Source organism: Citrobacter sp. XT1-2-2, assembly GCF_023516235.1.
Lineage (GTDB): Bacteria > Pseudomonadota > Gammaproteobacteria > Enterobacterales > Enterobacteriaceae > Citrobacter > Citrobacter werkmanii.
Window position 1 is genome coordinate 303963 of sequence record NZ_CP097324.1, and the last position, 25960, is coordinate 329922.

A 25960-nucleotide genomic window follows, 5' to 3' on the forward strand; every position below is an offset into this window, starting at 1 on the left:
CGGATAAGCGTAGCGCCATCTGGCGCTGTTCAGGAATCAAACCTCAATGTCCTCATCCCGTCCGGTGTTTCGCTCGCGCTGGCTTCCCTATTTACTGGTGGCCCCGCAGTTGGTTATCACCGTTATTTTCTTTATCTGGCCCGCCGGTGAAGCGCTGTGGTACTCGCTACAAAGCGTTGATCCTTTTGGCCTTTCCAGCCAGTTTGTCGGACTGGAAAACTTTGTCGCGCTGTTCCATGACCCGTACTACCTTGATTCGTTCTGGACGACGATAAAGTTCAGTACGCTGGTTACGGTAAGCGGCCTGCTGGTGTCGCTGTTTTTTGCTGCGCTGGTGAATTATGTCGTGCGCGGTAGCCGTTTTTACCAGACGTTGATGCTGTTGCCCTACGCCGTTGCGCCCGCCGTTGCCGCCGTACTGTGGATCTTCCTGTTTAACCCGGGTCGCGGGCTGATCACCCATTTGCTCGCTGAGTTTGGCTATGACTGGAATCACGCGCAAAACAGCGGTCAGGCCATGTTTCTGGTGGTGTTCGCGTCGGTCTGGAAGCAGATTAGTTACAACTTCCTGTTCTTCTTTGCCGCACTGCAATCTATTCCCCGGTCGTTGATCGAAGCCGCCGCGATTGATGGCGCAGGACCGGTTCGCCGTTTCTTTAAACTGGCGCTGCCGCTGATTGCGCCGGTCAGTTTCTTTTTGCTGGTGGTTAATCTGGTGTATGCCTTCTTTGACACCTTCCCGGTGATCGACGCCGCCACGGCAGGTGGGCCGGTACAGGCGACCACGACGTTGATTTATAAGATCTATCGTGAAGGCTTTGTCGGCCTGGATCTCTCTGCGTCAGCCGCGCAGTCGGTGGTGCTGATGTTCCTGGTCATTATTTTGACGGTGGTGCAGTTCCGCTATGTGGAAAGTAAGGTGCGTTACCAATGATTGAGAACCGTCGTGGGCTGACAATATTCAGCCATACCATGCTGATGCTGGGAATCATGGTGATCCTGTTCCCGTTGTACGTCGCGTTTGTCGCGGCGACGCTGGACAACAAAGCGGTATTTGAAACGCCGATGACGCTGATTCCCGGCACGCAGTTGCTGGAAAACATGAAATACATCTGGGTCAACGGCGTGGGCGTCAACAGCGCTCCGTTCTGGCTGATGATGCTCAACAGTTTCATCATGGCGTTCAGTATTACGGTGGGGAAAATCACCGTCTCTATGCTCTCCGCATTCGCCATCGTCTGGTTTCGCTTTCCGCTGCGCAATCTGTTCTTCTGGATGATTTTTATCACCCTGATGCTGCCGGTTGAGGTGCGTATTTTCCCGACGGTAGAAGTGATCGCCAACCTGAAAATGCTCGACAGCTACGCGGGCCTGACGCTGCCGCTGATGGCGTCGGCTACCGCGACCTTCCTGTTCCGTCAGTTCTTTATGACCCTGCCGGATGAGCTGGTTGAAGCGGCGCGTATTGACGGCGCGTCACCGATGCGCTTTTTCCGCGATATCGTGCTACCGCTGTCAAAAACCAATCTGGCGGCGCTGTTCGTGATCACCTTTATTTACGGCTGGAACCAGTATTTGTGGCCGTTGTTAATTATTACCGATGTCAACCTGGGCACTGCGGTAGCGGGCATCAAAGGCATGATCGCCACCGGCGAAGGTACCACCCAATGGAATCAGGTGATGGCAGCCATGCTGCTGACGCTCATCCCTCCGGTAATCATCGTGTTAGCCATGCAGCGTGCCTTTGTGCGTGGTTTAGTGGACAGTGAGAAATAAAATGGCAGGACTCAAACTACAGGCAGTAACCAAAAGCTGGGATGGCAAAACCCAGGTGATTAAACCGCTGACGCTGGACGTTGCGGACGGGGAGTTTATTGTGATGGTCGGGCCATCCGGCTGCGGCAAGTCTACGCTGTTGCGGATGGTGGCCGGGCTGGAGCGGGTCAGCGGCGGCGATATCTGGATCGATAATAAGCGCGTCACCGAGATGGAGCCGAAAGATCGCGGCATTGCGATGGTGTTCCAGAACTATGCCCTCTACCCACATATGAGCGTAGAAGAAAACATGGCCTGGGGGCTGAAGATCCGTGGAATGGGTAAGGAGCATATTGCCGAGCGGGTGAAAGAGGCGGCACGTATTCTCGAACTGGGTGAACTGCTCAAACGTCGCCCACGCGAACTTTCCGGCGGCCAGCGTCAGCGCGTGGCGATGGGACGGGCGATTGTTCGCGATCCGGCGGTATTCCTGTTCGATGAGCCGCTTTCTAACCTCGATGCCAAGCTGCGCGTCCAGATGCGTCTGGAGTTACAACATCTGCATCGCCGACTGAAAACCACCTCGCTGTATGTGACGCACGATCAGGTTGAAGCGATGACCCTTGCCCAGCGGGTGATGGTGATGAACAAAGGCATTGCCGAGCAGATCGGTACGCCGGTTGAAGTGTACGAGAAACCTGCCAGCCGCTTTGTGGCGAGCTTTATCGGCAGCCCGGCGATGAACCTGCTGGATGGGCGTATTAGCGCTTCGGGTACGCATTTTGAACTGGATGACGGCATGACTTTGCCCATCGCCAGGAGCGTCCGGGAGTGTATTGGGCGTAACATGACGCTGGGTATCCGCCCGGAGCATATTGCGTTAAGCTCGCAGGCCGATGGCGGTGTGCCGTTGGTTGTCGACACGCTGGAAATGCTGGGCGCGGATAACCTGGCGCACGGGCGCTGGGGCGAGCAAAAGCTGGTGGTGCGACTGGCGCATCAGCATCGCCCGACGGCAGGCAGCACGCTGTGGCTGCATCTGCCAGAAAATCATTTGCATCTTTTTGATGGCGAAACAGGACAACGCGTATGAGTAACTGGCCTTATCCCCACATTGTCGCCCATCGCGGCGGCGGTAAGCTGGCTCCGGAAAACACCCTGGCGGCGATCGACGTGGGGGCGCGATACGGGCATACCATGATTGAGTTTGACGCTAAGTTGTCGAAAGACGGCGAGATCTTTTTGCTGCACGACGACAATCTCGAACGGACCAGTAACGGCTGGGGCGTGGCGGGTGAACTGAACTGGCAGGATCTATTACGCGTGGACGCAGGCGGTTGGTTTAGCGGCGAGTTTAAAGGCGAACCGCTGCCGCTGCTCTCGCAAGTGGCCGCGCGCTGCCGTCAGCACGGCATGATGGCGAATATTGAAATTAAACCCACTACCGGCACCGGAACGCTAACCGGCAAAGTCGTGGCGCTGGCCGCGCGTGAACTGTGGGCGGGAATGACGCCGCCGCTGTTGTCGTCTTTTGAAATTGACGCGCTTGAAGCGGCGCAGCAGGCGGTTCCAGAACTGCCGCGCGGTTTACTGCTTGATGAATGGCGTGACGACTGGCGCGAACTCACTACCCGGCTCGGCTGCGTCTCGATTCATCTTAATCATAAGCTGCTGGATGAAACGCGCGTGGATGCGTTGCGCGACGCGGGGCTACGTATTTTGGTTTATACCGTCAACCGACCCCAGCGCGCGGCAGAGCTGCTGCGCTGGGGAGTGGACTGCATCTGTACCGATGCTATTGATACGATAGGACCGGATTTTCAACCCTATTAAGGCCCAATCGTTTTTAACGGAACGTTAGGCTGCGGCGTGCTGGAGGGCTTCAGCATGTCGCCGTTCTTTTTCTCTGACAGCATATGTTGCTGTTTATTCAGCGAACTGTCCGGGTTGCGGGTTCCGTTCAACATGCCACCGTTGCTGTTGGGCAGCATCTGCTGTTGACCCGAATTCAACTCTCCAGGCTGGGACTGAAGGACTCGCTGGGAATTGGTGTTGATTTGGTTTTCCATGTGCTGTTGCTGCATGCGGGTTTGCGTTTGCAACTGCTGGTTGAGCATCCCTTTTTGCTGAATTTGCTGCGTTTGCATTTGGGTTTGCATACGCTGCTGGCTCGGGATCTGGTAACCCGGTTGATTCGGGTTATTCATGGTGTTGATGGGCTGTGCAAAGCCTGCAAACGGCAATAGCATGGCTAAAAGTAAGAGTCGTTTCATCGCTTTTCTCCTCTCGGGGATCGCTTAAGTTTACTCCTTTCTCGCCGTTACGATGATTATTTCAGAGTTATGCACCAGGCTTAGTGGGGGCCGACCCCATACATCTGGAGAATAACGATGATAAAACCGACGTTTTTACGCCGGGTAGCCATTGCTGCTCTGCTCTCAGGAAGTTGTTTTAGCGTTGCTGCCGCGCCGGCAGCGCCACCGCCGGTATCCTACGGTGTCGAGGAAGATGTGTTCCATCCCGTGCGTGCGCAGCAGGGAATGGTGGCCTCGGTGGATGCGTTAGCCACCCAGGTCGGGGTGGATATCCTCAAACAGGGGGGCAATGCCGTTGATGCCGCCGTCGCCGTTGGTTACGCGCTGGCGGTGACGCATCCTCAGGCGGGGAACCTGGGCGGCGGTGGTTTTATGCTGCTGCGCACCAAAGACGGTAACACTACGGCGATTGATTTTCGTGAAATGGCGCCTGCTGCCGCGACCCGTGATATGTTCCTCGACGATCAGGGTAACGCCGATGCGAAAAAGTCGCTGACGTCGCATCTGGCATCCGGTACGCCGGGTACCGTGGCGGGTTTCTCGCTGGCGCTGGAGAAATACGGCACGATGCCGCTGAATAAAGTAGTGCGTCCGGCGATGAAGCTGGCGGAAGAGGGTTTTGTGGTTAACGATGCGCTGGCCGACGACTTAAAAACTTACGGCAGCGAAGTGATCCCTAATCATGAGAACAGCAAAGCCATTTTCTGGAAAGACGGCGAGCCGCTGAAGAAGGGCGATAAGCTGGTCCAGAAGAATCTGGCGAAAAGCCTGGAAATGATTGCCGAAAATGGCCCGGATGCGTTTTATAAAGGGGCGATTGCCGACCAGATTGCCGGCGAAATGCAGAAGAACGGCGGTCTGATGACCAAAGAGGATTTAGCCAGCTATAAAGCCGTTGAGCGTACGCCCATCAGTGGTGACTATCGCGGGTATCAGGTCTTCTCCATGCCGCCGCCATCCTCGGGCGGTATTCACATCGTGCAAATTCTCAATATTCTTGAAAACTTCGACATGAAGAAGTACGGCTTTGGCAGCGCCGATGCCATGCAAATCATGGCGGAAGCGGAAAAATACGCCTATGCCGACCGTTCAGAGTATCTGGGTGACCCGGACTTTGTGAAAGTGCCGTGGCAGGCGCTGACCAACAAAGCCTATGCGAAAACGCTGGCCGATCAAATTGATATCAACAAGGCCAAACCTTCCAGCCAGATAAAACCGGGCAAGCTCGCCCCGTATGAAAGCAACCAGACCACCCACTTCTCGGTGGTGGATAAAGACGGCAATGCCGTGGCGGTGACCTATACCCTGAATACTACCTTCGGCACCGGGATTGTGGCGGGTAATACCGGTATTCTGCTCAATAATGAAATGGACGATTTCTCTGCCAAGCCGGGCGTGCCGAACGTATACGGACTGGTGGGCGGCGATGCCAACGCGGTCGGGCCGAAGAAGCGTCCGCTGTCGTCGATGTCGCCGACTATCGTGGTAAAAGACGGGAAAACCTGGCTGGTGACCGGCAGCCCTGGCGGGAGTCGAATCATCACTACCGTGCTGCAAATGGTAGTGAACAGCATTGATTTCGGAATGAACGTCGCCGAAGCGACCAACGCGCCGCGCTTCCATCATCAGTGGTTTCCGGATGAGCTTCGCGTCGAGAAGGGCTTCAGCCCGGACACGCTTAAGTTGCTGGAGCAAAAAGGACAGAAAGTGGCGCTGAAAGAGGCGATGGGCAGCACGCAAAGTATTATGGTTGGGCCGGATGGCGCCCTGTATGGCGCGTCCGACCCGCGTTCCGTGGATGACTTAACGGCGGGATACTGATTTTTACTACCAGGCCCGGTGTCAGGCACCGGGCTATTTGCAGATTATGCCGTGAGTAATCGAGCTGGATTATCAATACAGAGTTTGCGAAGAGTATCTTTGTCTACTCCACGGGCAGCCAGATAGGCGAGGAAGACATTCGGTACAAACCCCCAGCCATTTCCGCCATTTTTCGCCCACATCTGTTTGAGAAAAACGTCATGGCTTAAAACGATTTGGTCGGCATAACCTAACTCAATCAGATGTGCTACCGCATCAGCTGTCTCCTGAACGCCCGGCGCGACACCTTCTTTTGGGAAGGTAATGTCCAGACCAATCATATCAAATTCAAGCCATACGCCGCGGTCGAGCATTTTACGTTGATAGACGACATCTTTTCCTGAAGGGTCCGAATGCGCCAGCGAGACTTTTGCCGGAGAGACGTTCATTTCTTCCAGCACAATATCCAGTACCTCATCCCCCAGTCTCAGCCACCCCGGCATATGGATATTCATCGCCGTGTGGGGGTTGTTACATTGTGCCAGAGACGCTGCTCGCAGGCTGTTACGCTCCGCTTGGGTAAAAGCAGGTGATACGCCGATTTCACCGATCATGCCAGCACGAATATCCGTCTCGCCAATACCCTGATTCAGTTCTTTATCAATGAGTGAGGCTAACAGCTCGACAGGTTTATGGATCCGGGTGCTTTCAAATTTCTCCAGATAAGGCCCCGATGACGCAACGATATTCAAACCCGTTTTTAAGGCAACTTCTCGTAGCGCTGAGGCGTCCCGCCCAATGGATTCTGATCCCGTGGCGTCGACAATCGTCCTGCCGCCCAGGGACATAAAGTTATTGATTTCAAAGATAACATCATCAATCTCTTTTCGGTCCATGTTATCGGCGCAGCAGTAGGGGTCGTGTTTCAGCCCCCACTGCAGGTCAGCACTGACTTTCTTTCCCACCAGTTGCTGTGAAAAAGCATAATGTGGCTCGTCAACGACCGATGACAGATCGTTAAACAGATGTTCATGCGGTAGCGTCAGACCCATATCAGTATTCGCCACCGGGCCAGTTACGGTTTGCAGGAAACCTTTCATCCTGACACCTCCATTTTTTGCGCCATTTTGGATGCTCTGTATTCAGGTATGGTGGTAACAATCGCACCGACTAACGCGAACAGCGTACCGATGATGGTGACCAGGTAGACCGTATTGCCTAATGAAGGGATCAATTCATCAATTAGCACAGAGCCAAGCAGTTGGCCCGCTGTTGACGCTACGCCCAGCATCAATAGCCCTAAGCCTCTCACCAGAATCGCCATCAGCCCGATGGACAGCAGACCGAGAGGACCACCGAGATACATCCACCATGTATCGGGTAACTGGACGGTGACATGGCCTAATGCGATACGGATCGCCAGCGCCGCGCCCAGGACACAAAAGCCGACAATGAAGTTCCATGTAATGGACACCAGCATGGAACCTGTTGCCTCGGCGACCTTAGCATTCCCCGCAGGCTGCCAGCCAGCGAGTAACCCTGCCAAAAAGGGAAGGATAGCGAGCAGGATAAACGAGGTGGAGTGCCACTGTGGCGACACGACAAAAACTGTGGCGATAACTGCGAACAATGCGCCAGTAATGCGCCATGGCGTAAAATATTTCTTCTCATCCACACCGACGCCAAAACGGTCGCACAGCAGGCCGGAAAGGAGCAGGGCGGAAATTAATGCCGTTTGAAAGGTGGCAACGCCCAGCGCGCTGGCGGATGCGCCTTCAGAAAATACGACCATCGCCCCGCATAATCCTGCAAACCAATTCCATAGCGGGATTTTTCTCTTTTTAATCAGAGTGGGTATTGAGGCGAATTGCTGGCGTGTTTCTTTGCGCGCAATAATAATAAAAAACATGACAACCAGACCGCTGGCAAACGAGATTACTGCGCAAGCATTACCGTCTTGTAACCAGTGTCCTAACTGCCCATTAACGGCAGACTGCATCGGGGAAAGCATACCGGCTAAGATGGTGGCAAGCATCAGTAAGGGGGTTGAGTACTTATTCTTGTTCATACATCAATCCTTATATTTTATAAAAGGAGTAACTTTCGTTACTCCATTGTTTTTTATTTTCTGGCGATGAATTGAAGCGTGTTGACCCACAGGTCGGTATAAAATGGCCATGACATAAACTGCTGGGTTCCCCAGTGTGGGGAGCAGTCACTCATAAAGCAGGCGGTTTTACCCTGTTGGTATTCACCGAACACTAACAATGGGTCATTATTTATTGTTAAGACAACATCGGCATCGTCTCTGGCGACGACCTGGTTATATCCCAGAAATACCGGATAATCTGAGAATCCGTTAACAACAGGATGTTCAGGTGAGGCAGCCTCAGCATAGATACCCTCTGGCTTTTCTACCCGGTCATCGCCATCAAGCATAATAACTGGCAGAACCTCAGCAAGAACGGTGTTCTTATAATTGGCTTTTGCCTCAATACCCATAAATGACAGATAGCCGCCAATCATGAGTAGTCCACCGCCATTTTTGACGTACTCTTTAATTGATTCCAGGGCATTTGGTTTTATTTTTAGCTGATAAAATGTCTCATTTTGCAACAGGAAGGTATTGCTACCAATGTCGCTGATAACAATAACATCGTAACGGTTTAACTCATCAATGTTCTCTGGAAATGCAATTTGTACCGTGTGGGCAGGCATGTAATCAATTTCAACGCCACCTTTCCTCAAGCATTCCAGTAACCATGTGGCGCCTTCTTCATATTTACTGGAAGTGAAGCTGTCATAACCTTTTGAATGAATCATGTGAATATGCCAGGATTCTCCAATAAAGAGCACATTTAGTTTTTTCTGCGTATTGTTCATAGTCTGCCCCTTGATTTAGTGAGTAGAGATAGTTTGTTTGTAATGTGAACCCTGAATGCGATGAAGAACGGATTCGTTTTCCGGCATATCAGACGCATTCGGCGTTTCAACCGCAAGCGAGGCAAATGCGCTGGCGTAGCACAATGCGGATGCCAGTGATTTTCCTTTAGCAAGGCCAGAGGCGAGAGCACCATTGAAAGCATCGCCAGCGCCAGCGGTGTTTTTTACTACTGCCGGAAATGCCGGGGAATAGATGAATTGTGTTCCGTCATAAGCGAGAGAACCTTTGCTACCTAACGTAATAATGGTATTTTTGACGCCTTTCTGATGAATAATTTTGGCTGCGCATTTGGCTGATTCGATATCATTAACCGCCATATTGGCCAGCAGGCCCGCTTCCGTTTCATTCGGCGTAATATAGTCAATGTTATCAATGATGGTGTTAACCATGTCATTGTATGGCGCTGGATTGATAATGACTGGTATGTCATTTTTTTGTGCGAGACGAATTGTTTGCTGCAGTGCTTCGTAATTCGTCTCCAGTTGTACAAGAACAATATCTGAATGAACAATGGCTTCTTTCTGAATGGTGATTTCATCAGGGGAAATTGTCATGTTGGCGCCAGGGTAGATAGCGATGACATTATCTCCGGTATCTCCATTCACCATGATGGTTGCTGTACCTGTTTGTGTTTCTTTGGTCTGGTAGATAACACTTTTATGGATTTTTGATGAGTTTATAAAATTAATGGCGTAATCACTAAAATGGTCTGAACCTACTTTAGTAATAAAATGCACATCAGAATCGGCATAGCTCGCGGCTAATGCCTGATTACATCCCTTACCGCCGGGTGAAAAAATAAATTTATCGGCAAGCAATGATTCTCCCGTTGAGGGTAATCTCGGTAGATAACTGATAATATCAACATTGAACGAGCCAATAACACATACATTATTTTTCATGGCAGAGAGACCTTTTTTTATTTTCTGTGCTGATTCATATTTTTCCAGCACATAAGCAATTTCATTTTTTGCGACGTTATCAAGAGAATCAAGGGTAATAAATGCACCACCATGACAGCGAGTAAGATATCCCTGTCCGGCAAGTTCATTGAGATCTGAACGAATAGTTTCCTTTGTTACCTTGAGACATTTCGCCAGATTTGAAACTTTTACAGCTCCCGAAATACTGAGTTCCTTCAATATTCTATGATGGCGTTCAAATTTCATTTTTTACCTCACCGTGGTTAAGTTAGTCCCGGGAGGAGTATATTGTTGTGATTGTCACCATAAAGTGACGGCAGAAACCAAAAAAAAACAAAAATGTAATATTAATATTGCTAAAATTACGGAGAAAACGGTGATAAAGATTAAAATGATAATAACCATAAAACTCAGGTGGTTATTGTTCTGATAGAGGAGAAGTAGATCACAATAACTGGAATGATCTGAAGGTTTGGGACGTTTCGCCCCACAAGGTGGGGCGGGGCAGTTTTATTTCACGCGCGCCATAAAGTACGCATCAACATACTCACCGTTGCGCAGGCCGTATCTCTTACCGGTGCCTTCGATTTCAAAGCCGTACTTCTTATAGACCGCCACGGCGGGCTCATTATCAACAAATACCGTTAGCTCAATGCGGTCAACGCGCAGCCAGTTGTCGCACATGTCGATCATGGTGCAGATCAGCGCGCTGGCGACGCCGCGGTTTTGCCAACGAGCGTCAACGCAAATACCGAAATCAGCGACGTGGCTGCGGCGCGGGCGCTGGGCAACTGCAATGGAAAGATGTCCCACGACGATATCATCGATGCAGGCCACCAACTGTTTGATCCCCGGCTGATCGGCAAGTCGCGTTTGCCACATTTCCATGGAAGGATGAGGAACCTGTAGCGTGTTGTGGTACACCTCCGGCTGGGCGTGAATCTGACGAATGGCGTCGTAATCTTTCGGTTCAGCGTGGCGTATCACTATCTCACTCATTCCTTATCTCCTGCAGGGTTAATTGAGCATTTACACTCGCTGAGAAAGAAAATTCCGTCAACTGCATTTTTTTGCAAAAAGAAGTAGACAAGTGCGAATGAGAATGATTATTATTGCTCTGCGTTCAGGGGAACCCCTACGGAGAACCTGAAAGCACGACATTGCTCACATTGCTTCCAGTATTATTTTAGCCAGCTTTTGCTGGCTTTTTTTTTGGGTTTTGTTTCAGCCTGGCTTACTTGCCATTTTGTCCCCGGCAAAGAATCCAACATTCAGTCTCCTCACGCTTTGCGCTATGGTGTAAACAATCACCTTCAAAAGGATCGTCTCATGACCTTACACTGCGCATTTATTGGATTCGGTAAAAGCACCACCCGTTACCATCTCCCTTACGTTCTGAATCGTAAAGATACCTGGCATGTCGCGCATATTTTCCGTCGTCACGCTAAACCGGAAGAGCAGGCGCCGATCTATTCCCACATTCACTTCACCAGCGATCTGGATGAGGTGCTGGGCGATCCGCAGGTAAAACTGGTGATCGTCTGTACACATGCTGATAGCCATTTTGAATATGCCAAACGCGCGCTGGAGGCGGGTAAAAGCGTGCTGGTTGAGAAACCGTTCACGCCGACGCTGGCGGAAGCAAAAGTGTTGTTCGAACTGGCGCGAAGCAAAGGACTGACCGTCACGCCGTATCAGAATCGTCGTTTTGATTCCTGTTTTCTCACGGCTAAAAAAGCGATTGAGAGCGGCAAACTGGGTGAAATAGTGGAAGTTGAAAGCCATTTTGACTACTACCGACCCGTGGCGGAAACCAAACCGGGCCTGCCGCAGGACGGCGCATTCTATGGTTTGGGCGTACACACCATGGATCAGATTATCTCGCTGTTCGGGCGTCCCGACCATGTAGCCTATGACATTCGCAGTCTGCGCAACAAGGCGAACCCGGATGATACCTTTGAAGCGCAGTTGTTCTACGGTGACCTCAAAGCCATTGTGAAAACCAGCCATCTGGTGAAAATCGACTATCCGAAGTTTATTGTTCACGGCACCAAAGGCTCGTTTGTGAAGTACGGTATCGACCAGCAGGAAACCAGCCTGAAGGCCAATATTATGCCCGGCGAACCCGGTTTCGCCGCTGACGATTCTGTTGGTGTGCTGGAGTATGTCAATGATGATGGCATTACGGTGAAAGAAGAGGTGAAACCGGAAGTGGGGGACTACGGTCGCGTCTATGATGCGCTGTACCACACGCTGACCGTCGGTACGCCTAATTACGTCAAGGAATCTGAAGTTCTTACCAACCTGGAAATCCTCGAACGGGCCTTCGAACAGGCGTCTCCCGCGACGATAACCCTCGCTAAATAGCCCTTACCGACTCCTCTGAGGTTGTTCATATTTTTTGAACAGAGGAGTCAATTTTCACCCTCTATGATCCCAGACGGATTAGGTCCACACTTACTCCATCGAAAACATCTGGGGGTGAACATAATGATCTATTTACGCAAAGCGAACGACCGTGGTCATGCGAATCATGGCTGGCTCGATTCCTGGCATACCTTTTCTTTTGCTAACTACTATGACCCGAACTTTATGGGGTTCTCGGCACTGCGCGTGATTAACGATGACGTGATCGACGCAGGTCAGGGCTTTGGCACTCACCCCCATAAAGACATGGAAATCCTGACCTACGTACTGGAAGGCGTGGTGGAGCATCAGGACAGCATGGGCAACAAAGAGCAGGTTCCGGCCGGTGAATTCCAAATTATGAGCGCCGGGACGGGGATCCGACACTCGGAGTACAACCCGAGCAATACTGAGAAACTACACCTGTATCAAATCTGGATCATGCCGCAGGAAAACGGGATTACGCCACGCTATGAACAGCGCCGTTTCGATGCGGTGCAGGGCAAACAACTGGTGCTGTCGCCGGATGCCCGCGATGGTTCGCTGAAAGTGTACCAGGATATGGAGTTGTACCGCTGGGCGCTGCTCAAAGATGAGCAGTCGGTGCATCAGATTGCCGCCGAGCGCCGCGTCTGGATCCAGGTGGTAAAAGGCAATGTCACCATTAACGGAACTAAAGCCACCACCAGCGATGGTCTGGCAATCTGGGATGAGCAGGCAATTTCGATTCATGCCGATAGCGACAGCGAAGTGTTACTGTTTGACCTGCCGCCAGTCTAAAAATACACGTCATCCTTCAAGCCGCATCTGTGTTGGCTTTCCTCGCTCACCCCGGGAGCGTACTTAATGTACGCTCCCGGGGATTCACTGCGTCGCCGCCTTGATGCAACTCGAATGATTTTGTGTATTTCTCACAATCAAAAACTCCTTTTTTCTCTGCGAAGGTTCACGCACGTCCGTGGTAAACTGGGGAAATCTATCCCTTTTTAACGCTTCAGGACGATGAAAAAGAAAAGACCCGTACTTCAGGATGTAGCCGACCGCGTGGGCGTGACCAAAATGACGGTCAGTCGCTTTTTGCGTAACCCGGAGCAGGTCTCCGTGGCGCTGCGGGGCAAAATTGCCGCTGCACTTGATGAGCTGGGTTATATTCCCAATCGCGCACCTGATATCCTGTCTAACGCCACCAGTCGCGCTATCGGCGTGCTGTTACCGTCTCTCACCAACCAGGTTTTTGCGGAAGTGTTACGTGGCATTGAGGCCGTCACCGACGCGCATGGTTATCAAACCATGCTGGCGCACTACGGCTATAAGCCCGAAATGGAGCAAGAGCGTCTGGAGTCGATGCTGTCGTGGAATATCGATGGTCTGATCCTCACTGAACGTAGCCATACACCCCGTACGCTGAAAATGATCGAAGTCGCGGGTATCCCGGTCGTCGAGCTGATGGACAGTCAGTCCCCGTGTCTGGATATCGCCGTCGGTTTTGATAACTTCGAGGCCGCACGTCAGATGACCGCCGCTATCATCGCCCGTGGGCACCGTCATGTTGCTTATCTTGGCGCGCGTCTTGATGAACGTACTATCATCAAACAGAGGGGCTACGAACAGGCTATGCGCGATGCCAATCTGGTGCCGTACAGCGTGATGGTGGAGCAGTCTTCATCTTACTCATCCGGCATTGAACTTATCCGTCAGGCGCGGCGTGAATATCCGCAACTGGATGGTGTGTTTTGTACCAACGATGACCTGGCGGTAGGGGCGGCATTTGAATGTCAGCGTTTAGGGCTGAGAATCCCTGACGATATGGCGATTGCCGGTTTCCACGGCCATGATATCGGTCAGGTAATGGAGCCGCGTCTGGCGAGTGTGCTCACGCCGCGTGAACGAATGGGCAGCATTGGCGCAGAACGCCTGCTGGCGCGCATCCGAGGTGAAGCAGTCACACCTAAAATGTTAGATTTAGGTTTCACCTTGTCACCGGGTGGATCTATTTAAGCCAACAACTTTGAAGTAGCTCACACTTATACACTTCGGGCACGAATGGATATTGCTTCTCTATTTATCCGGCTGGACAATGTTACCGATAACAGTTACCCGTAACAATTTCCTGATTCTTGTACCAGTGGGGGCAACGCTTTGAGCACGACTAATCATGATCACCACGTTTACGTTCTGATGGGCGTATCAGGCAGCGGTAAATCTGCTGTCGCAAGTGAAGTGGCGCATCAACTGCAGGCCGCGTTTCTTGATGGCGATTTTCTCCATCCGCGCAGCAACATCATGAAAATGGCTTCCGGTGAGCCACTCAACGATGACGACCGTAAACCGTGGTTACAGGCGCTGAATGACGCCGCCTTTGCGATGCAGCGTACCAATAAGGTGTCGCTGATCGTCTGTTCCGCGCTGAAGAAAGTCTATCGCGATCAGTTGCGTGACGGTAACCCGAACCTCTCATTCATTTACCTGAAGGGCGATTTTGACGTAATCGAAAGCCGCCTGAAGGCACGTAAAGGCCACTTCTTCAAAACGCAAATGCTGGTAACCCAGTTCGAAGCGCTGGAAGAACCGGATGCGAATGAAAAAGATGTTCTGGTGGTTGATATCGATCAGCCGCTGGACGGTGTGGTAGCTAGCACCATTGAAGTGATTAACCAGGGCAGTAAGTAGTGACTACATTAACGCTTGTTTTAACAGCAGTAGGGTCTGTTTTATTACTGCTGTTTTTGGTGATGAAGGCGCGTATGCATGCCTTTGTTGCTTTGATGGTGGTGTCTATTGGTGCAGGTCTCTTTTCCGGTATGCCGCTTGATAAAATCGCGGCGACCATGGAAAAAGGGATGGGAGGCACGCTCGGCTTCCTGGCGATTGTCGTGGCGCTGGGGGCGATGTTTGGCAAGATTCTGCATGAGACCGGCGCGGTCGATCAGATTGCCGTCAAGATGCTGAAATCTTTCGGTCACAGCCGCGCGCATTATGCGATTGGTCTGGCCGGCCTGATTTGCGCGCTACCGCTGTTCTTTGAAGTGGCGATTGTGCTGCTGATAAGCGTGGCGTTCTCAATGGCGCGTCACACCGGAACAAACCTGGTGAAGCTGGTTATTCCGCTGTTTGCGGGGGTGGCGGCCGCTGCGGCGTTCCTGCTGCCGGGACCTGCGCCGATGCTGCTGGCATCCCAAATGCACGCTGACTTTGGCTGGATGATCCTGATTGGTCTGTGCGCAGCCATTCCGGGCATGATTATTGCCGGGCCGCTGTGGGGCAATTTCATCAGCCGTTACGTTGAACTGCATGTGCCAGAAGACATTACCGAGCCGCATCTGGGTGAAGGCAAAATGCCCTCCTTTGGCTTCAGTCTGGCACTGATCCTGTTGCCGTTAGTACTGGTTGGCCTGAAAACTATCGCCGCGCGCTTTGTGCCGGTCGGTTCTTCAACCTACGAATGGTTCGAGTTTATCGGTCACCCGTTTACCGCGATTCTGGTTGCCTGCCTGGTGGCGATTTACGGCCTGGCAGTGCGCCAGGGCATGGCAAAAGATCGGGTGATGGAGATTTGTGGTCACGCGCTGCAACCGGCGGGGATTATTCTGCTGGTGATTGGTGCGGGCGGCGTGTTCAAGCAGGTGCTGGTTGATTCCGGCGTTGGCCCGGCCCTGGGTGAAGCGTTAACCGGTATGGGGCTGCCCATTGCCATTACCTGCTTCGTGCTGGCGGCGGCAGTACGTATCATTCAGGGGTCCGCGACCGTGGCCTGCTTAACGGCGGTCGGTCTGGTCATGCCGGTGATTGAGCAACTGAACTACTCCGGCGCGCAGATGGCGGCGCTGTCTATCTGTATCGCAGGCGGCTCAATCGTCGTCAGCCACGTTAACGACGCCGGTTTCTGGCTGTTCGGGAAATTCACCGGCGCGACCGAAGCGCAAACGCTGAAGACCTGGACGATGATGGAAACCATCCTCGGTACGGTCGGCGCGATTGTCGGTATGATTGCCTTCCAACTGCTGAGCTAGTTAAGCTGTTACATATTGCTGCGAGTTTCCTCGCAGCAATAATTTCATTAATTGAATCCTTCCTGACTTTTTGATTTCTATCACAAATTCCAGTACGTCCTTTGGGCTAAATACCAGCATCTTTTGTTGAGGGAGATTGCTATGGATAGGCTCGGCGCTGAATTACTTTTACGTCAGATGATTGGAAGTGAGGACGCTTGCTTCAGAGATGGGCAATGGGAAGCGATTGATGTTCTGGTTAATCAGCGCAGAAAACTACTGGTTGTGCAGCGGACGGGGTGGGGGAAAAGCGCCGTATATTTTATCAGTACAAAAATTCTTCGCGACAGAGGATTGGGACCCACAATTATCGTTTCGCCACTACTGGCTTTAATGCGTAATCAGGTAGCTGCTGCAAAACGACTCGGTATCAGAGCCGAAACGCTTAATTCTGCTAACCGGGAAGAGTGGCACTCAATTACCGGAAGGTTGCTGAGTGATGAATTAGATTGCTTGCTTATCTCACCTGAACGTCTGGCTAATTCGGAATTTATTGAGGCTGTTTTGCGACCTGTAGCCGATCGTATCGGTTTGCTGGTTGTAGACGAAGCCCATTGTATCTCGGATTGGGGCCATGATTTCCGCCCGGACTATCGCCAAATTCTGCATATTCTTCGTCAACTGCCGCCCAATACGCCAGCATTGGGAACGACGGCGACGGCAAATAATCGGGTCGTTGACGATATTCGCCAACAATTAGGGGATATCATCATTCAAAGGGGGACTTTAGCGCGAGATAGTCTGGCCCTGGATGCGATATCGCTGGCCGATCAACCCGCACGCCTCGCATGGCTTGTCACAGTAATTCCGCAACTAACTGGCTCGGGTATTGTGTACACGCTTACAACCCGAGATGCGGAACTCGTCGCTGCATGGCTACGGAAAAATGATATTACCGCCTATGCTTATTATAGTGGCGTTTCACTACCGGAAATCCCTGACACCAATTCTGCGCGAGAATTTCTCGAACAATCATTGCTGACTAATGAGATTAAGGTTTTAGTTGCGACGACGGCGCTGGGTATGGGATATGACAAACCTGATTTAGGATTTGTTATTCATTATCAAATGCCTGGCTCCATTATTGGCTATTACCAGCAGGTAGGGCGTGCAGGGCGTGGAATCAATTATGCTGTTGGCATATTGCTCAGTGGTATCGAGGATCGCGCTATTCATCATTTTTTCCGTGAAAGCGCATTTCCTTCTGAAGAGCAAGTCGTGGAAGTTTTACAGGTGCTTGAAGGGAATGATGGATTAACGCTGCGCGATATTGAAGCTCATACTAATTTGCGTAATAAGCAGATTGAAAAAATCTTGAAATTACTCGTGACGGAGAATCCTGCCCCTGTTGTTTATGAAGATAAACTGTGGCGCAGAACAGCTGTTCATTTTTCAATGGATCATCAGCGCATTGCGCACCTGACCGAACAAAGAGTCAGCGAGTTATCTGAAGTTGAGCGCTATATTGCTACGGATGAATGCAAAATGTTATTTCTTCGGCGTGCGCTTGATGAACCTACAACCGAACGCTGTGGGAAATGTAGTTCTTGCCTGCGGCGGCCATTAATGAATACATCTTTGGATCCTGTGCTGGTTAATGGCGCGAATGTTTTTGTCAGGCATGCGGATTTACCTTTAATTCTGAATAAGCAAGTTGCGCCCGGCGCATTTGAACACTATGGCTTCAGAGGTAACTTTCCTCTCAACATGCGGGGACATGAAGGTCGGATTTTATCTCGCTGGGGTGATGCTGGTTGGGGGGAAATGGTTGCCGAGGGCAAGCACGCTGGTTGGTTTCATGACGAGTTGGTCGACGCTTGTGCAGAAATGATTCTCGAACGTTGGCTACCTGACCCCGCTCCGACGTGGGTGTGTTGTGTGCCTTCGATAGCTCATCCACATCTCGTGCCGAATTTTACCCAACGTTTAGCGGAAAAACTTGCTTTGCCCTTTGTTGATGTTATCGATAAGGTCATGGACAATTATCCGCAGAAATTACAGCAAAATCGCTATCATCAATGTAAAAATCTTGATGGTATTTTTAGAATTAGTCAGCCATTGCCAGCTGGTCCTGCTTTACTCGTAGACGATGTAGTGGATTCAGGCTGGACGTTAACTGTGCTGGCAGCACTATTGAGACAGTCAGGCTGTCCGGATGTTTATCCTGTAGCACTGGCATCAACTTCGGTAAAAAATGGATGAATCTTACAGCCACTGCACAAGCGACACTCTTGCTGACCAGCTATTTCTCCAGTTCAAAAACAAATGAGCATAAGCCGTTGAGTAATACTGAATGGGGAAGATTTGCTTTGTGGCTGAAGCATCAACGGGTAGCGCCTGCTGAATTATTGATCCCCAATCCAGAAAAATTGCTGACTGGCTGGAACGATCCGCGTATTCCTCTGAATCGCATAGTAAACCTACTTGGGCGCGGTAACAGCCTGGCTCTGGCAGTTGATAAATGGCAAAGAGCAGGCTTGTGGATTTTGACCCGAGCGGATGCTGACTATCCTGTCCGGTTAAAAAATATTTTGCGTAATGACTCCCCACCCGTGCTTTTTGGCTGCGGTAATAAGGCGTTGCTGCAGACTGGCGGTATCGCCATTGTGGGGTCGAGAAAGGTTGCGGAGGATGACCTTGTATTTACTCGCCAGCTCGCGTCAAATCTTGCGCATCAGGGCATTACAGTGATATCTGGTGGGGCAAGAGGAACCGATGAAGGCGCGATGCTAGCGGCGCTAGAGAGTGGAGGACGGTCAATCGGCGTACTAACCGATAGCTTGCTTAAAGCGACAACATCTCCAAAATGGCGTAACGGATTGATGTCAGGCAATTTGGTGCTGATCTCACCTTTTTATCCCGAAGCTGGCTTTAGTGTCGCCAATGCAATGGCGCGAAATAAATATGTTTACTGCCTTTCGGAAAGCGCAATGGTTGTTCATGCGGGTCTGAAGGGGGGAACTGTCACTGGCGCTCTTGAAGCTTTAAAAAATCAGTGGGTGCCGGTATGGATAAAACCTACTCAGGATGATGAATCAGCTAATGAGTTATTAGTTGAAAAGGGGGGGATATGGAGTGCCGGACGAGCCGAGGATATTGATTGTCAGCAGCTTCTGACTGTGGCTAAAACAGACAGTAACATCAATTCGGTGTCTCAGCACGACCTCTTTGCTCTGCAAGAAAATGTGGTGGAGTATGCAGTAAAACAGGCTCAGGTTCCTGTTGATTACTACCAACTGTTCATAAGCGAACTTCCTTTTCTGGCGGCGGAGCCAATCAGTCTGGAGAATTTGATAAACGTCACGGGACTTACATTGGAACAGTTGACGATTTGGCTGCAACGAGCAAAGGAAGAGGGAGTGGTAACGCAATTACCTGAGTCGGATTATTATCTGGCGCAATGAGAGAAGTCCGCTGCGCTCAAAAAGCGCAGCGTGTAAAATTACCCCTTCATCCACATCCGTACGCCATCGAGGAACATCTGGGTTGCCATCATCACCAGAATCAATCCCATCAGACGCTCCAGCGCGTTCACCCCTTTCTCGCCCAGCAGGCGTAAAAACAGCGACGACTGCAGCAGAATCACAAATGTCCCGCCCCAGGCGATCAGCAGCGCAATCACCAGATGCCCCATCTGATTTGGGTACTGATGTGATAACAGCATCAACGAGGCCAGGATTGTCGGCCCGGCTACCAGCGGGATTGCCAACGGTACGATAAATGGCTCTTCGCCTGCCGGAAGGCCGGTGCTGTTCCCGGTGGCGCTGGGGAAAATCATCTTAATGGCGATCAGGAACAAAATGATGCCCCCGGAGATCGAGACGGTTTCTGCACGCAGGTTAAGAAATGCCAGAATTTTCTCGCCCGCAAACAGGAATATCAGCATCACCAACAGCGCAATGAACAGCTCGCGAATCATAATCGCGCGGCGGCGTTTTGGTTCGGTATGTTTCAATACGGACATGAAAATGGGCAGATTTCCGAGCGGATCCATAATCAGGATCAATAAAACTGCCGCTGAAATGATTTCATTCATAACTCAAATTCCCTGATAATTACCGCGGACTTTCTGCTTGCTTGCGCAGCGGGATAAGTCGCATTACTGATGGCTTCGCTATCATTGATTAATTTCACTTGCGACTTTGGCTGCATTTTGTATGGTGAAGGATATGCCACCAGGACACTGGCATACATACACAGCACACATCTTCGCAGGAAAAAAACGCTATGAAAAATGTTGGTTTTATCGGCTGGCGCGGTATGGTCGGCTCTGTTCTCATGCAACGCATGGTTGAGGAGCGTGACTTCGACGCCATTCGCCCTGTTTTCTTTTCTACTTCCCAGCTCGGGCAGGCGGCACCGACGTTCGGTGGAACCGCGACTGGCACGCTTCAGGACGCTTTTGATCTGGACGCGCTGAAGGCGCTCGATATCATCGTGACCTGTCAGGGCGGCGATTATACCAACGAAATCTATCCAAAGCTTCGTGAAAGCGGCTGGCAGGGTTACTGGATTGACGCGGCCTCCTCGCTGCGCATGAAAGACGATGCCATCATCATTCTCGATCCGGTTAACCAGGATGTGATTACCGACGGTCTGAACAAAGGTATTAAGACTTTTGTCGGCGGTAACTGTACCGTTAGCCTGATGCTGATGTCCCTCGGCGGCCTGTTTGCCAATGACCTGGTCGACTGGGTTTCCGTGGCGACCTATCAGGCGGCTTCCGGCGGCGGCGCGCGCCACATGCGTGAACTGCTGTCCCAGATGGGCCATCTGTATGGCCATGTGGCCGATGAACTGGCGACCCCTTCTTCTGCTATTCTCGATATCGAACGTAAAGTGACGACCCTGTCCCGCAGCGGCGAACTGCCGGTTGATAACTTTGGCGTACCGCTGGCCGGGAGCCTGATTCCGTGGATCGACAAACAGCTCGATAACGGCCAGAGCCGTGAAGAGTGGAAGGGACAGGCGGAAACCAACAAAATTCTCAACACGTCTGCTGTGATCCCGGTAGATGGTCTGTGTGTGCGCGTCGGCGCGCTGCGCTGCCACAGCCAGGCGTTCACCATTAAACTGAAAAAAGATGTGTCTATTCCGACCGTGGAAGAGCTGCTGGCGGCGCACAATCCGTGGGCCAAAGTGGTGCCAAACGATCGGGAGATCACCATGCGTGAGTTAACCCCGGCGGCCGTTACCGGTACGCTGACCACGCCAGTAGGCCGTCTGCGTAAGCTGAATATGGGACCGGAGTTCCTGTCAGCCTTTACCGTGGGCGATCAGTTGCTGTGGGGTGCTGCGGAGCCATTGCGCCGTATGCTGCGCCAGTTGGCGTAATAATTTGTTAACGATCAAGGGGTGAGGAATCACCCCTTTTTTTGCGTAATACAGGAGTAAGCGCAGATGTTTCATTTTTTACCAGGAGTAAGATAAAGCATTGGCTATTCTTTAAGGGTGACTTAGTACCGGAGGTATTAAGTTGTTGCCTGAAGGTGGGACGACGCAGAGAGGATGCACAATTGTGCTGCGCCGTTCAGGTCAAAAAAAGTGTCACTACCTGATGTCGAAAATCAGTTGGAAGGCGTGACACCATAAAACAGGATGACAACCATGTCCGTTCGTATCGATAGAGACGTGATTAATGCGCTAATTGCAGGCCATTTTGCGGATCCTTTTTCCGTACTCGGTATGCATCAAACTGACGCGGGACTTGAAGTCCGCGCCTTACTTCCAGACGCCACAGAAGTGTGGGTGATCGAACCCAAAACCGGACGTAAAGTCGGCAAGCTGGACTGCCTCGACTCTCGCGGTTTTTTCTGTGCTGTACTTCCCCGCCGTAAAAATTTCTTTCGTTATCAGTTAGCCGTTGTCTGGCATGGCCAGCAGAATCTTATTGATGACCCTTATCGTTTTGGTCCGCTAATCCAGGATATGGATGCCTGGCTGTTATCTGAAGGTACGCACCTGCGTCCTTACGAAACGCTGGGCGCGCATGCGGATACCATGGATGGCGTAACCGGTACGCGTTTCTCAGTCTGGGCGCCCAACGCCCAACGTGTTTCGGTGGTCGGGCAGTTCAACTACTGGGATGGCCGTCGCCACCCGATGCGTCTGCGTAAAGAGAGCGGTATCTGGGAGCTGTTTATCCCCGGCGCACAGCATGGTCAGCTGTATAAGTACGAGATGATCGATGCTAACGGTAAGCTGCGCATTAAAGCTGACCCTTACGCCTTCGAAGCGCAGATGCGCCCGGAAACCGCGTCGCTTATCTGCGGCCTGCCCGAAAAAGTGGTGCAAAGCGAGGAGCGCAAAAAAGCCAACCAGTTTGATGCGCCGATCTCTATCTACGAGGTGCACCTGGGTTCATGGCGTCGTCATACTGATAACAACTTCTGGCTGAGCTACCGCGAACTGGCGGATCAACTGATTCCTTACGCCAAGTGGATGGGCTTTACTCATCTCGAGCTGTTGCCGATTAACGAGCATCCGTTCGACGGCAGTTGGGGCTACCAGCCAACCGGCATGTATGCGCCGACCCGTCGTTTCGGGACGCGTGATGATTTCCGCTATTTTGTGAATGCCGCGCATCAGGCGGGGCTGAACGTCATTCTGGACTGGGTGCCGGGCCATTTCCCGTCAGATGATTTTGGTCTGGCAGAGTTTGATGGCACCAGGTTGTATGAGCACAGTGACCCGCGTGAAGGGTATCACCAGGACTGGAATACGCTGATCTACAACTACGGCCGCCGTGAGGTCAGCAACTATCTGGTGGGTAACGCCCTGTACTGGATTGAACGTTTTGGGATTGACGCGCTGCGCGTGGATGCCGTGGCATCGATGATTTATCGCGACTACAGTCGGAAAGAAGGGGAATGGGTCCCGAATGAATTTGGTGGTCGTGAGAACCTCGAAGCGATTGAATTTTTACGCAATACCAATCTTATTCTTGGCGAGCAGGTGCCCGGCGCCGTCAGCATGGCGGAAGAGTCAACCGACTTTGCCGGCGTATCAAGACCGCAGGACATGGGCGGTTTAGGGTTCTGGTATAAGTGGAACCTCGGCTGGATGCACGACACGCTGGACTACATGAAACTGGATCCGGTTTATCGTCAGTATCATCACGACAAGCTGACCTTCGGCATGCTGTACAACTACACCGAAAACTTTGTTCTGCCGCTGTCGCACGATGAAGTGGTGCACGGTAAAAAATCCATTCTCGACCGCATGCCGGGAGACGCATGGCAGAAGTTTGCCAACCTGCGCGCTTACTACGGCTGGATGTGGGCCTTCCCGGGTAAGAAACTGCTGTTTATGGGCAACGAGTTTGCTCAGGGACGTGAATGGAATCACGACGTCAGTCTGGACTGGCACTTACTGGAAGGCGGCGATAACTGGCACCACGGGGTGCAACGTCTGGTGCGTGACCTGAACCATACTTATCGCCATCACAAGGCGCTGCATGAGCTCGACTTTGACAGCTATGGTTTTGAATGGCTGGTGGTTGACGATAAAGAACGTTCGGTGCTGATTTTTGTTCGTCGTGACAAGGCCGGCAACGAAATTATCGTTATCAGCAATTTTACGCCAGTACCTCGCCACGGCTATCGCTTCGGTATCAATCAGCCGGGCAAATGGCGTGAAATCCTCAATACCGATTCGATGCATTACCACGGTAGCAATACCGGTAACGGCGGCGCGGTGCATAGCGATGAAATCGCCAGTCATGGCCGCCAGCACTCACTGAGCCTGACGTTGCCGCCGTTGGCGACGATCTGGCTGGTTCGGGAGGGGGAATGACGCATCTGGCAACCGGCAACGCCACCCCCCATGGTGCAACGTATGACGGCCATGGCGTCAATTTCACGCTTTTCTCGGCCCACGCCGAACGCGTTGAATTATGCGTTTTCGATGAGCAAGGCTGTGAACTCCGCTATGACCTGCCGGGGCGTAGCGGCGATATTTGGCACGGTTATCTGGCCAACGCCCGTCCGGGCCTGCGCTATGGCTATCGCGTACATGGTCCGTGGCAACCAGAGCAAGGCCACCGGTTTAACCCGGCGAAACTGTTGCTCGATCCTTATGCGCGCCGGGTGGATGGCGAGTTAAAAGATAACCCGCTGCTGCACGGCGGGCTAAATGAACCTGATCATCATGATAATGCCGCCATCGCGCTGAAGGGCGTGGTGGTGTCCGACCATTATGACTGGGAAGACGATGCCCCGCCGCGCACGCCGTGGGGCAATACCGTGATTTACGAAGCGCATGTCAAAGGACTGACGTATCTGCACCCTGAGCTGCCGGAAGAGCTTCGCGGAACCTATAAAGCGCTGGGTCATCCGGTGATGATCGACTATTTCAAACGCCTGGGCATTACTGCGCTTGAGCTGCTACCGGTGGCGCATTTCGCCAGCGAACCGCGTCTGCAGCGGCTGGGCTTGTCGAACTACTGGGGCTACAACCCGGTCGCTATGTTCGCGTTGCATCCGGCTTACGCCTGCTCGCCGGAGAGCGCGTTGGATGAGTTCCGTGATGCGGTGAAAGCGCTGCACAAAGCGGGGATTGAGGTCATTCTCGACATCGTTTTGAACCACAGCGCCGAGCTGGATCTTGAAGGCCCCGTCTTCTCGCTGCGCGGAATTGATAACCGTAGCTATTATTGGATCAGGGATGATGGCGATTACTACAACTGGACCGGTTGTGGGAACACCCTCAATCTGAGCCATCCCGGCGTTGTCGAGTATGCGTGTGAATGCCTGCGTTACTGGGTTGAAACTTGCCACGTGGATGGTTTTCGTTTTGATTTAGCGTCGGTTATGGGACGTACGCCTACGTTTCGTCAGGATGCGCCGTTGTTCACTGCAATCCAAAACTGTCCGCTGCTCTCACGCATCAAACTGATTGCGGAACCGTGGGATATCGGTGAAGGCGGGTATCAGGTGGGGAACTTTCCACCGCTGTTTGCCGAGTGGAATGACCATTTTCGCGATGCGACGCGACGTTTCTGGCTCCAGCGTAATCTCTCTTTAGGAGAATTCGCCGGGCGTTTTGCCGCATCCAGCGACGTGTTTAAACGCAATGGCCGCAAACCCAGCGCCACGGTCAATCTGGTGACCGCGCACGACGGTTTTACCCTACGTGACTGTGTGTGCTTCACAAATAAGCACAATGAAGCGAATGGTGAGGAAAATCGCGACGGCACTAGCAATAACTACAGTGATAATCATGGTAAAGAAGGGTTAGGCGGCTCGCTGGACCTGATTGAACGGCGGCGCGACAGCATTCATGCGCTGTTGAGTACGCTGTTGCTCTCTCAAGGGACGCCGATGCTGCTGGCCGGTGACGAGCATGGCCATAGCCAGCACGGCAACAATAACGCTTACTGTCAGGATAACGCCTTAACCTGGCTGGACTGGCAGCAGGCAAACGGTGGGCTAACCACCTTTACCGCCGCGTTGATTCATCTTCGCCAGCAAATTCCCGCATTAACGGGCGATTGCTGGTGGGAAGAGGGCGATGGCAATGTTCATTGGCTGAATAAGTACGCACAACCCTTAAGTGCGGATGAGTGGCAAAACGGCCCGAGGCAGATGCAAATCCTGCTTTCCGACCGTTTCCTGATTGCAATAAACGCCACGCTTGAGGTGACAGATATCGTTTTACCTGAAGGGGAATGGCGAGCTATTCCCCCATTTGCCGGAGAGGACAATCCGGTGCTTACGGCTGTCTGGCAGGGACCTGCGCACGGACTGTGTGTGTTCCATAGAGGATAAA

22 protein-coding genes are annotated in these 25960 nt (G+C 52.0%); 15 read left to right on the forward strand and 7 right to left on the reverse strand.

Annotated elements, in window-relative coordinates; all coding sequences use genetic code 11:
* Window positions 1-46 precede the first annotated feature (46 nt).
* The 4 genes from ugpA to ugpQ are packed head-to-tail and all read left to right on the forward strand — an operon-like array spanning window position 47 to window position 3588.
* Window positions 47-934 (forward strand): sn-glycerol-3-phosphate ABC transporter permease UgpA, encoded by an 888-nt coding sequence (ugpA, locus tag M4I31_RS01440; protein WP_085049029.1) that lies wholly within the window; start codon window positions 47-49, stop codon window positions 932-934.
* Window positions 931-1776: a sn-glycerol-3-phosphate ABC transporter permease UgpE gene (ugpE, locus tag M4I31_RS01445; protein ID WP_006687455.1), complete on the forward strand. Its 846-nt coding sequence runs from the start codon at window positions 931-933 to the stop codon at window positions 1774-1776. The genes ugpA and ugpE overlap by 4 nt, the downstream gene beginning before the upstream one ends.
* Before the next feature lies 1 nt (window position 1777).
* Window positions 1778-2848: a sn-glycerol-3-phosphate import ATP-binding protein UgpC gene (locus tag M4I31_RS01450; protein WP_085049028.1), complete on the forward strand. Its 1071-nt coding sequence runs from the start codon at window positions 1778-1780 to the stop codon at window positions 2846-2848.
* Complete coding sequence (gene ugpQ, locus M4I31_RS01455) at window positions 2845-3588, forward strand: glycerophosphodiester phosphodiesterase (protein ID WP_069323780.1); 744 nt, start codon at window positions 2845-2847, stop codon at window positions 3586-3588. The genes M4I31_RS01450 and ugpQ overlap by 4 nt, the downstream gene beginning before the upstream one ends.
* Here the strand turns inward: ugpQ and M4I31_RS01460 are convergent.
* A complete protein-coding gene (locus M4I31_RS01460; protein WP_038634965.1) occupies window positions 3585-4028 on the reverse strand; it encodes a DUF2756 family protein in 444 nt (147 codons plus the stop codon). The two genes, ugpQ and M4I31_RS01460, sit on opposite strands and share 4 nt — an antisense overlap.
* 117 nt (window positions 4029-4145) lie before the next feature.
* On the opposite strand from M4I31_RS01460, the gene ggt reads away from it, so the two are divergent.
* A complete protein-coding gene (ggt, locus tag M4I31_RS01465; RefSeq protein WP_085049027.1) occupies window positions 4146-5891 on the forward strand; it encodes a gamma-glutamyltransferase in 1746 nt (581 codons plus the stop codon).
* A gap of 44 nt (window positions 5892-5935) precedes the next feature.
* On the opposite strand, the gene M4I31_RS01470 is transcribed toward ggt, so the two are convergent.
* From M4I31_RS01470 to yhhY, 5 genes are all read right to left on the reverse strand, one after another.
* Window positions 5936-6970: a phosphotriesterase gene (locus M4I31_RS01470; RefSeq protein ID WP_069323782.1), complete on the reverse strand. Its 1035-nt coding sequence runs from the start codon at window positions 6968-6970 to the stop codon at window positions 5936-5938.
* A complete protein-coding gene (locus tag M4I31_RS01475) occupies window positions 6967-7938 on the reverse strand; it encodes a DMT family transporter (protein ID WP_069323783.1) in 972 nt (323 codons plus the stop codon). The genes M4I31_RS01470 and M4I31_RS01475 overlap by 4 nt, the downstream gene beginning before the upstream one ends.
* A gap of 53 nt (window positions 7939-7991) precedes the next feature.
* On the reverse strand, window positions 7992-8753 hold the full coding sequence (locus tag M4I31_RS01480; RefSeq protein ID WP_085049026.1) for a glutamine amidotransferase: 762 nt from the start codon (window positions 8751-8753) through the stop codon (window positions 7992-7994).
* A 15-nt stretch (window positions 8754-8768) separates the two neighbouring features.
* Window positions 8769-9983 carry a PfkB family carbohydrate kinase gene (locus tag M4I31_RS01485; RefSeq protein ID WP_069323785.1) on the reverse strand — a complete coding sequence of 405 codons (1215 nt, stop codon included), beginning with the start codon at window positions 9981-9983 and terminating at the stop codon, window positions 8769-8771.
* Between the two features lie 264 nt (window positions 9984-10247).
* Window positions 10248-10736 (reverse strand): N-acetyltransferase, encoded by a 489-nt coding sequence (yhhY, locus tag M4I31_RS01490; RefSeq protein ID WP_085049025.1) that lies wholly within the window; start codon window positions 10734-10736, stop codon window positions 10248-10250.
* 330 nt (window positions 10737-11066) lie between these two features.
* Between yhhY and M4I31_RS01495 the strand changes: the two genes are divergently transcribed.
* From M4I31_RS01495 to M4I31_RS01525, 7 genes are all read left to right on the forward strand, one after another.
* On the forward strand, window positions 11067-12104 hold the full coding sequence (locus M4I31_RS01495) for an oxidoreductase (RefSeq protein ID WP_085049024.1): 1038 nt from the start codon (window positions 11067-11069) through the stop codon (window positions 12102-12104).
* Between the two features lie 123 nt (window positions 12105-12227).
* On the forward strand, window positions 12228-12923 hold the full coding sequence (gene yhhW, locus M4I31_RS01500; RefSeq protein WP_085049023.1) for a quercetin 2,3-dioxygenase: 696 nt from the start codon (window positions 12228-12230) through the stop codon (window positions 12921-12923).
* Between the two features lie 222 nt (window positions 12924-13145).
* Window positions 13146-14141: a gluconate operon transcriptional repressor GntR gene (gene gntR / locus M4I31_RS01505; protein WP_038634949.1), complete on the forward strand. Its 996-nt coding sequence runs from the start codon at window positions 13146-13148 to the stop codon at window positions 14139-14141.
* Window positions 14142-14282: 141 nt separating this feature from the next.
* The gene (gene gntK / locus M4I31_RS01510) at window positions 14283-14813 is read left to right on the forward strand and encodes a gluconokinase (protein ID WP_038634945.1); all 531 of its coding nucleotides are present in this window, start codon (window positions 14283-14285) and stop codon (window positions 14811-14813) included.
* Window positions 14813-16153 carry a gluconate transporter gene (gene gntU, locus M4I31_RS01515; RefSeq protein WP_032940610.1) on the forward strand — a complete coding sequence of 447 codons (1341 nt, stop codon included), beginning with the start codon at window positions 14813-14815 and terminating at the stop codon, window positions 16151-16153. The genes gntK and gntU overlap by 1 nt, the downstream gene beginning before the upstream one ends.
* Before the next feature lie 141 nt (window positions 16154-16294).
* The gene (locus tag M4I31_RS01520) at window positions 16295-18394 is read left to right on the forward strand and encodes a RecQ family ATP-dependent DNA helicase (protein WP_085049022.1); all 2100 of its coding nucleotides are present in this window, start codon (window positions 16295-16297) and stop codon (window positions 18392-18394) included.
* Window positions 18391-19596: a DNA-processing protein DprA gene (locus M4I31_RS01525; protein WP_085049021.1), complete on the forward strand. Its 1206-nt coding sequence runs from the start codon at window positions 18391-18393 to the stop codon at window positions 19594-19596. Before M4I31_RS01520 ends, M4I31_RS01525 begins: the two co-directional genes overlap by 4 nt.
* 38 nt (window positions 19597-19634) lie before the next feature.
* Here the strand turns inward: M4I31_RS01525 and yhgN are convergent, their stop codons facing one another.
* On the reverse strand, window positions 19635-20228 hold the full coding sequence (gene yhgN, locus M4I31_RS01530; RefSeq protein WP_003023480.1) for an NAAT family transporter YhgN: 594 nt from the start codon (window positions 20226-20228) through the stop codon (window positions 19635-19637).
* 191 nt (window positions 20229-20419) lie between these two features.
* Here yhgN and asd point away from each other — a divergent pair, with 191 nt between their 5' ends.
* The 3 genes from asd (at window position 20420) to glgX (ending at window position 25959) form a co-directional block, all read left to right on the forward strand.
* Window positions 20420-21526 (forward strand): aspartate-semialdehyde dehydrogenase, encoded by a 1107-nt coding sequence (gene asd, locus M4I31_RS01535; RefSeq protein ID WP_069323790.1) that lies wholly within the window; start codon window positions 20420-20422, stop codon window positions 21524-21526.
* A gap of 273 nt (window positions 21527-21799) precedes the next feature.
* On the forward strand, window positions 21800-23986 hold the full coding sequence (glgB, locus tag M4I31_RS01540) for a 1,4-alpha-glucan branching enzyme (RefSeq protein WP_085049020.1): 2187 nt from the start codon (window positions 21800-21802) through the stop codon (window positions 23984-23986).
* Complete coding sequence (gene glgX / locus M4I31_RS01545; RefSeq protein ID WP_085049019.1) at window positions 23983-25959, forward strand: glycogen debranching protein GlgX; 1977 nt, start codon at window positions 23983-23985, stop codon at window positions 25957-25959. Before glgB ends, glgX begins: the two co-directional genes overlap by 4 nt.
* Window position 25960: the final 1 nt, after the last annotated feature.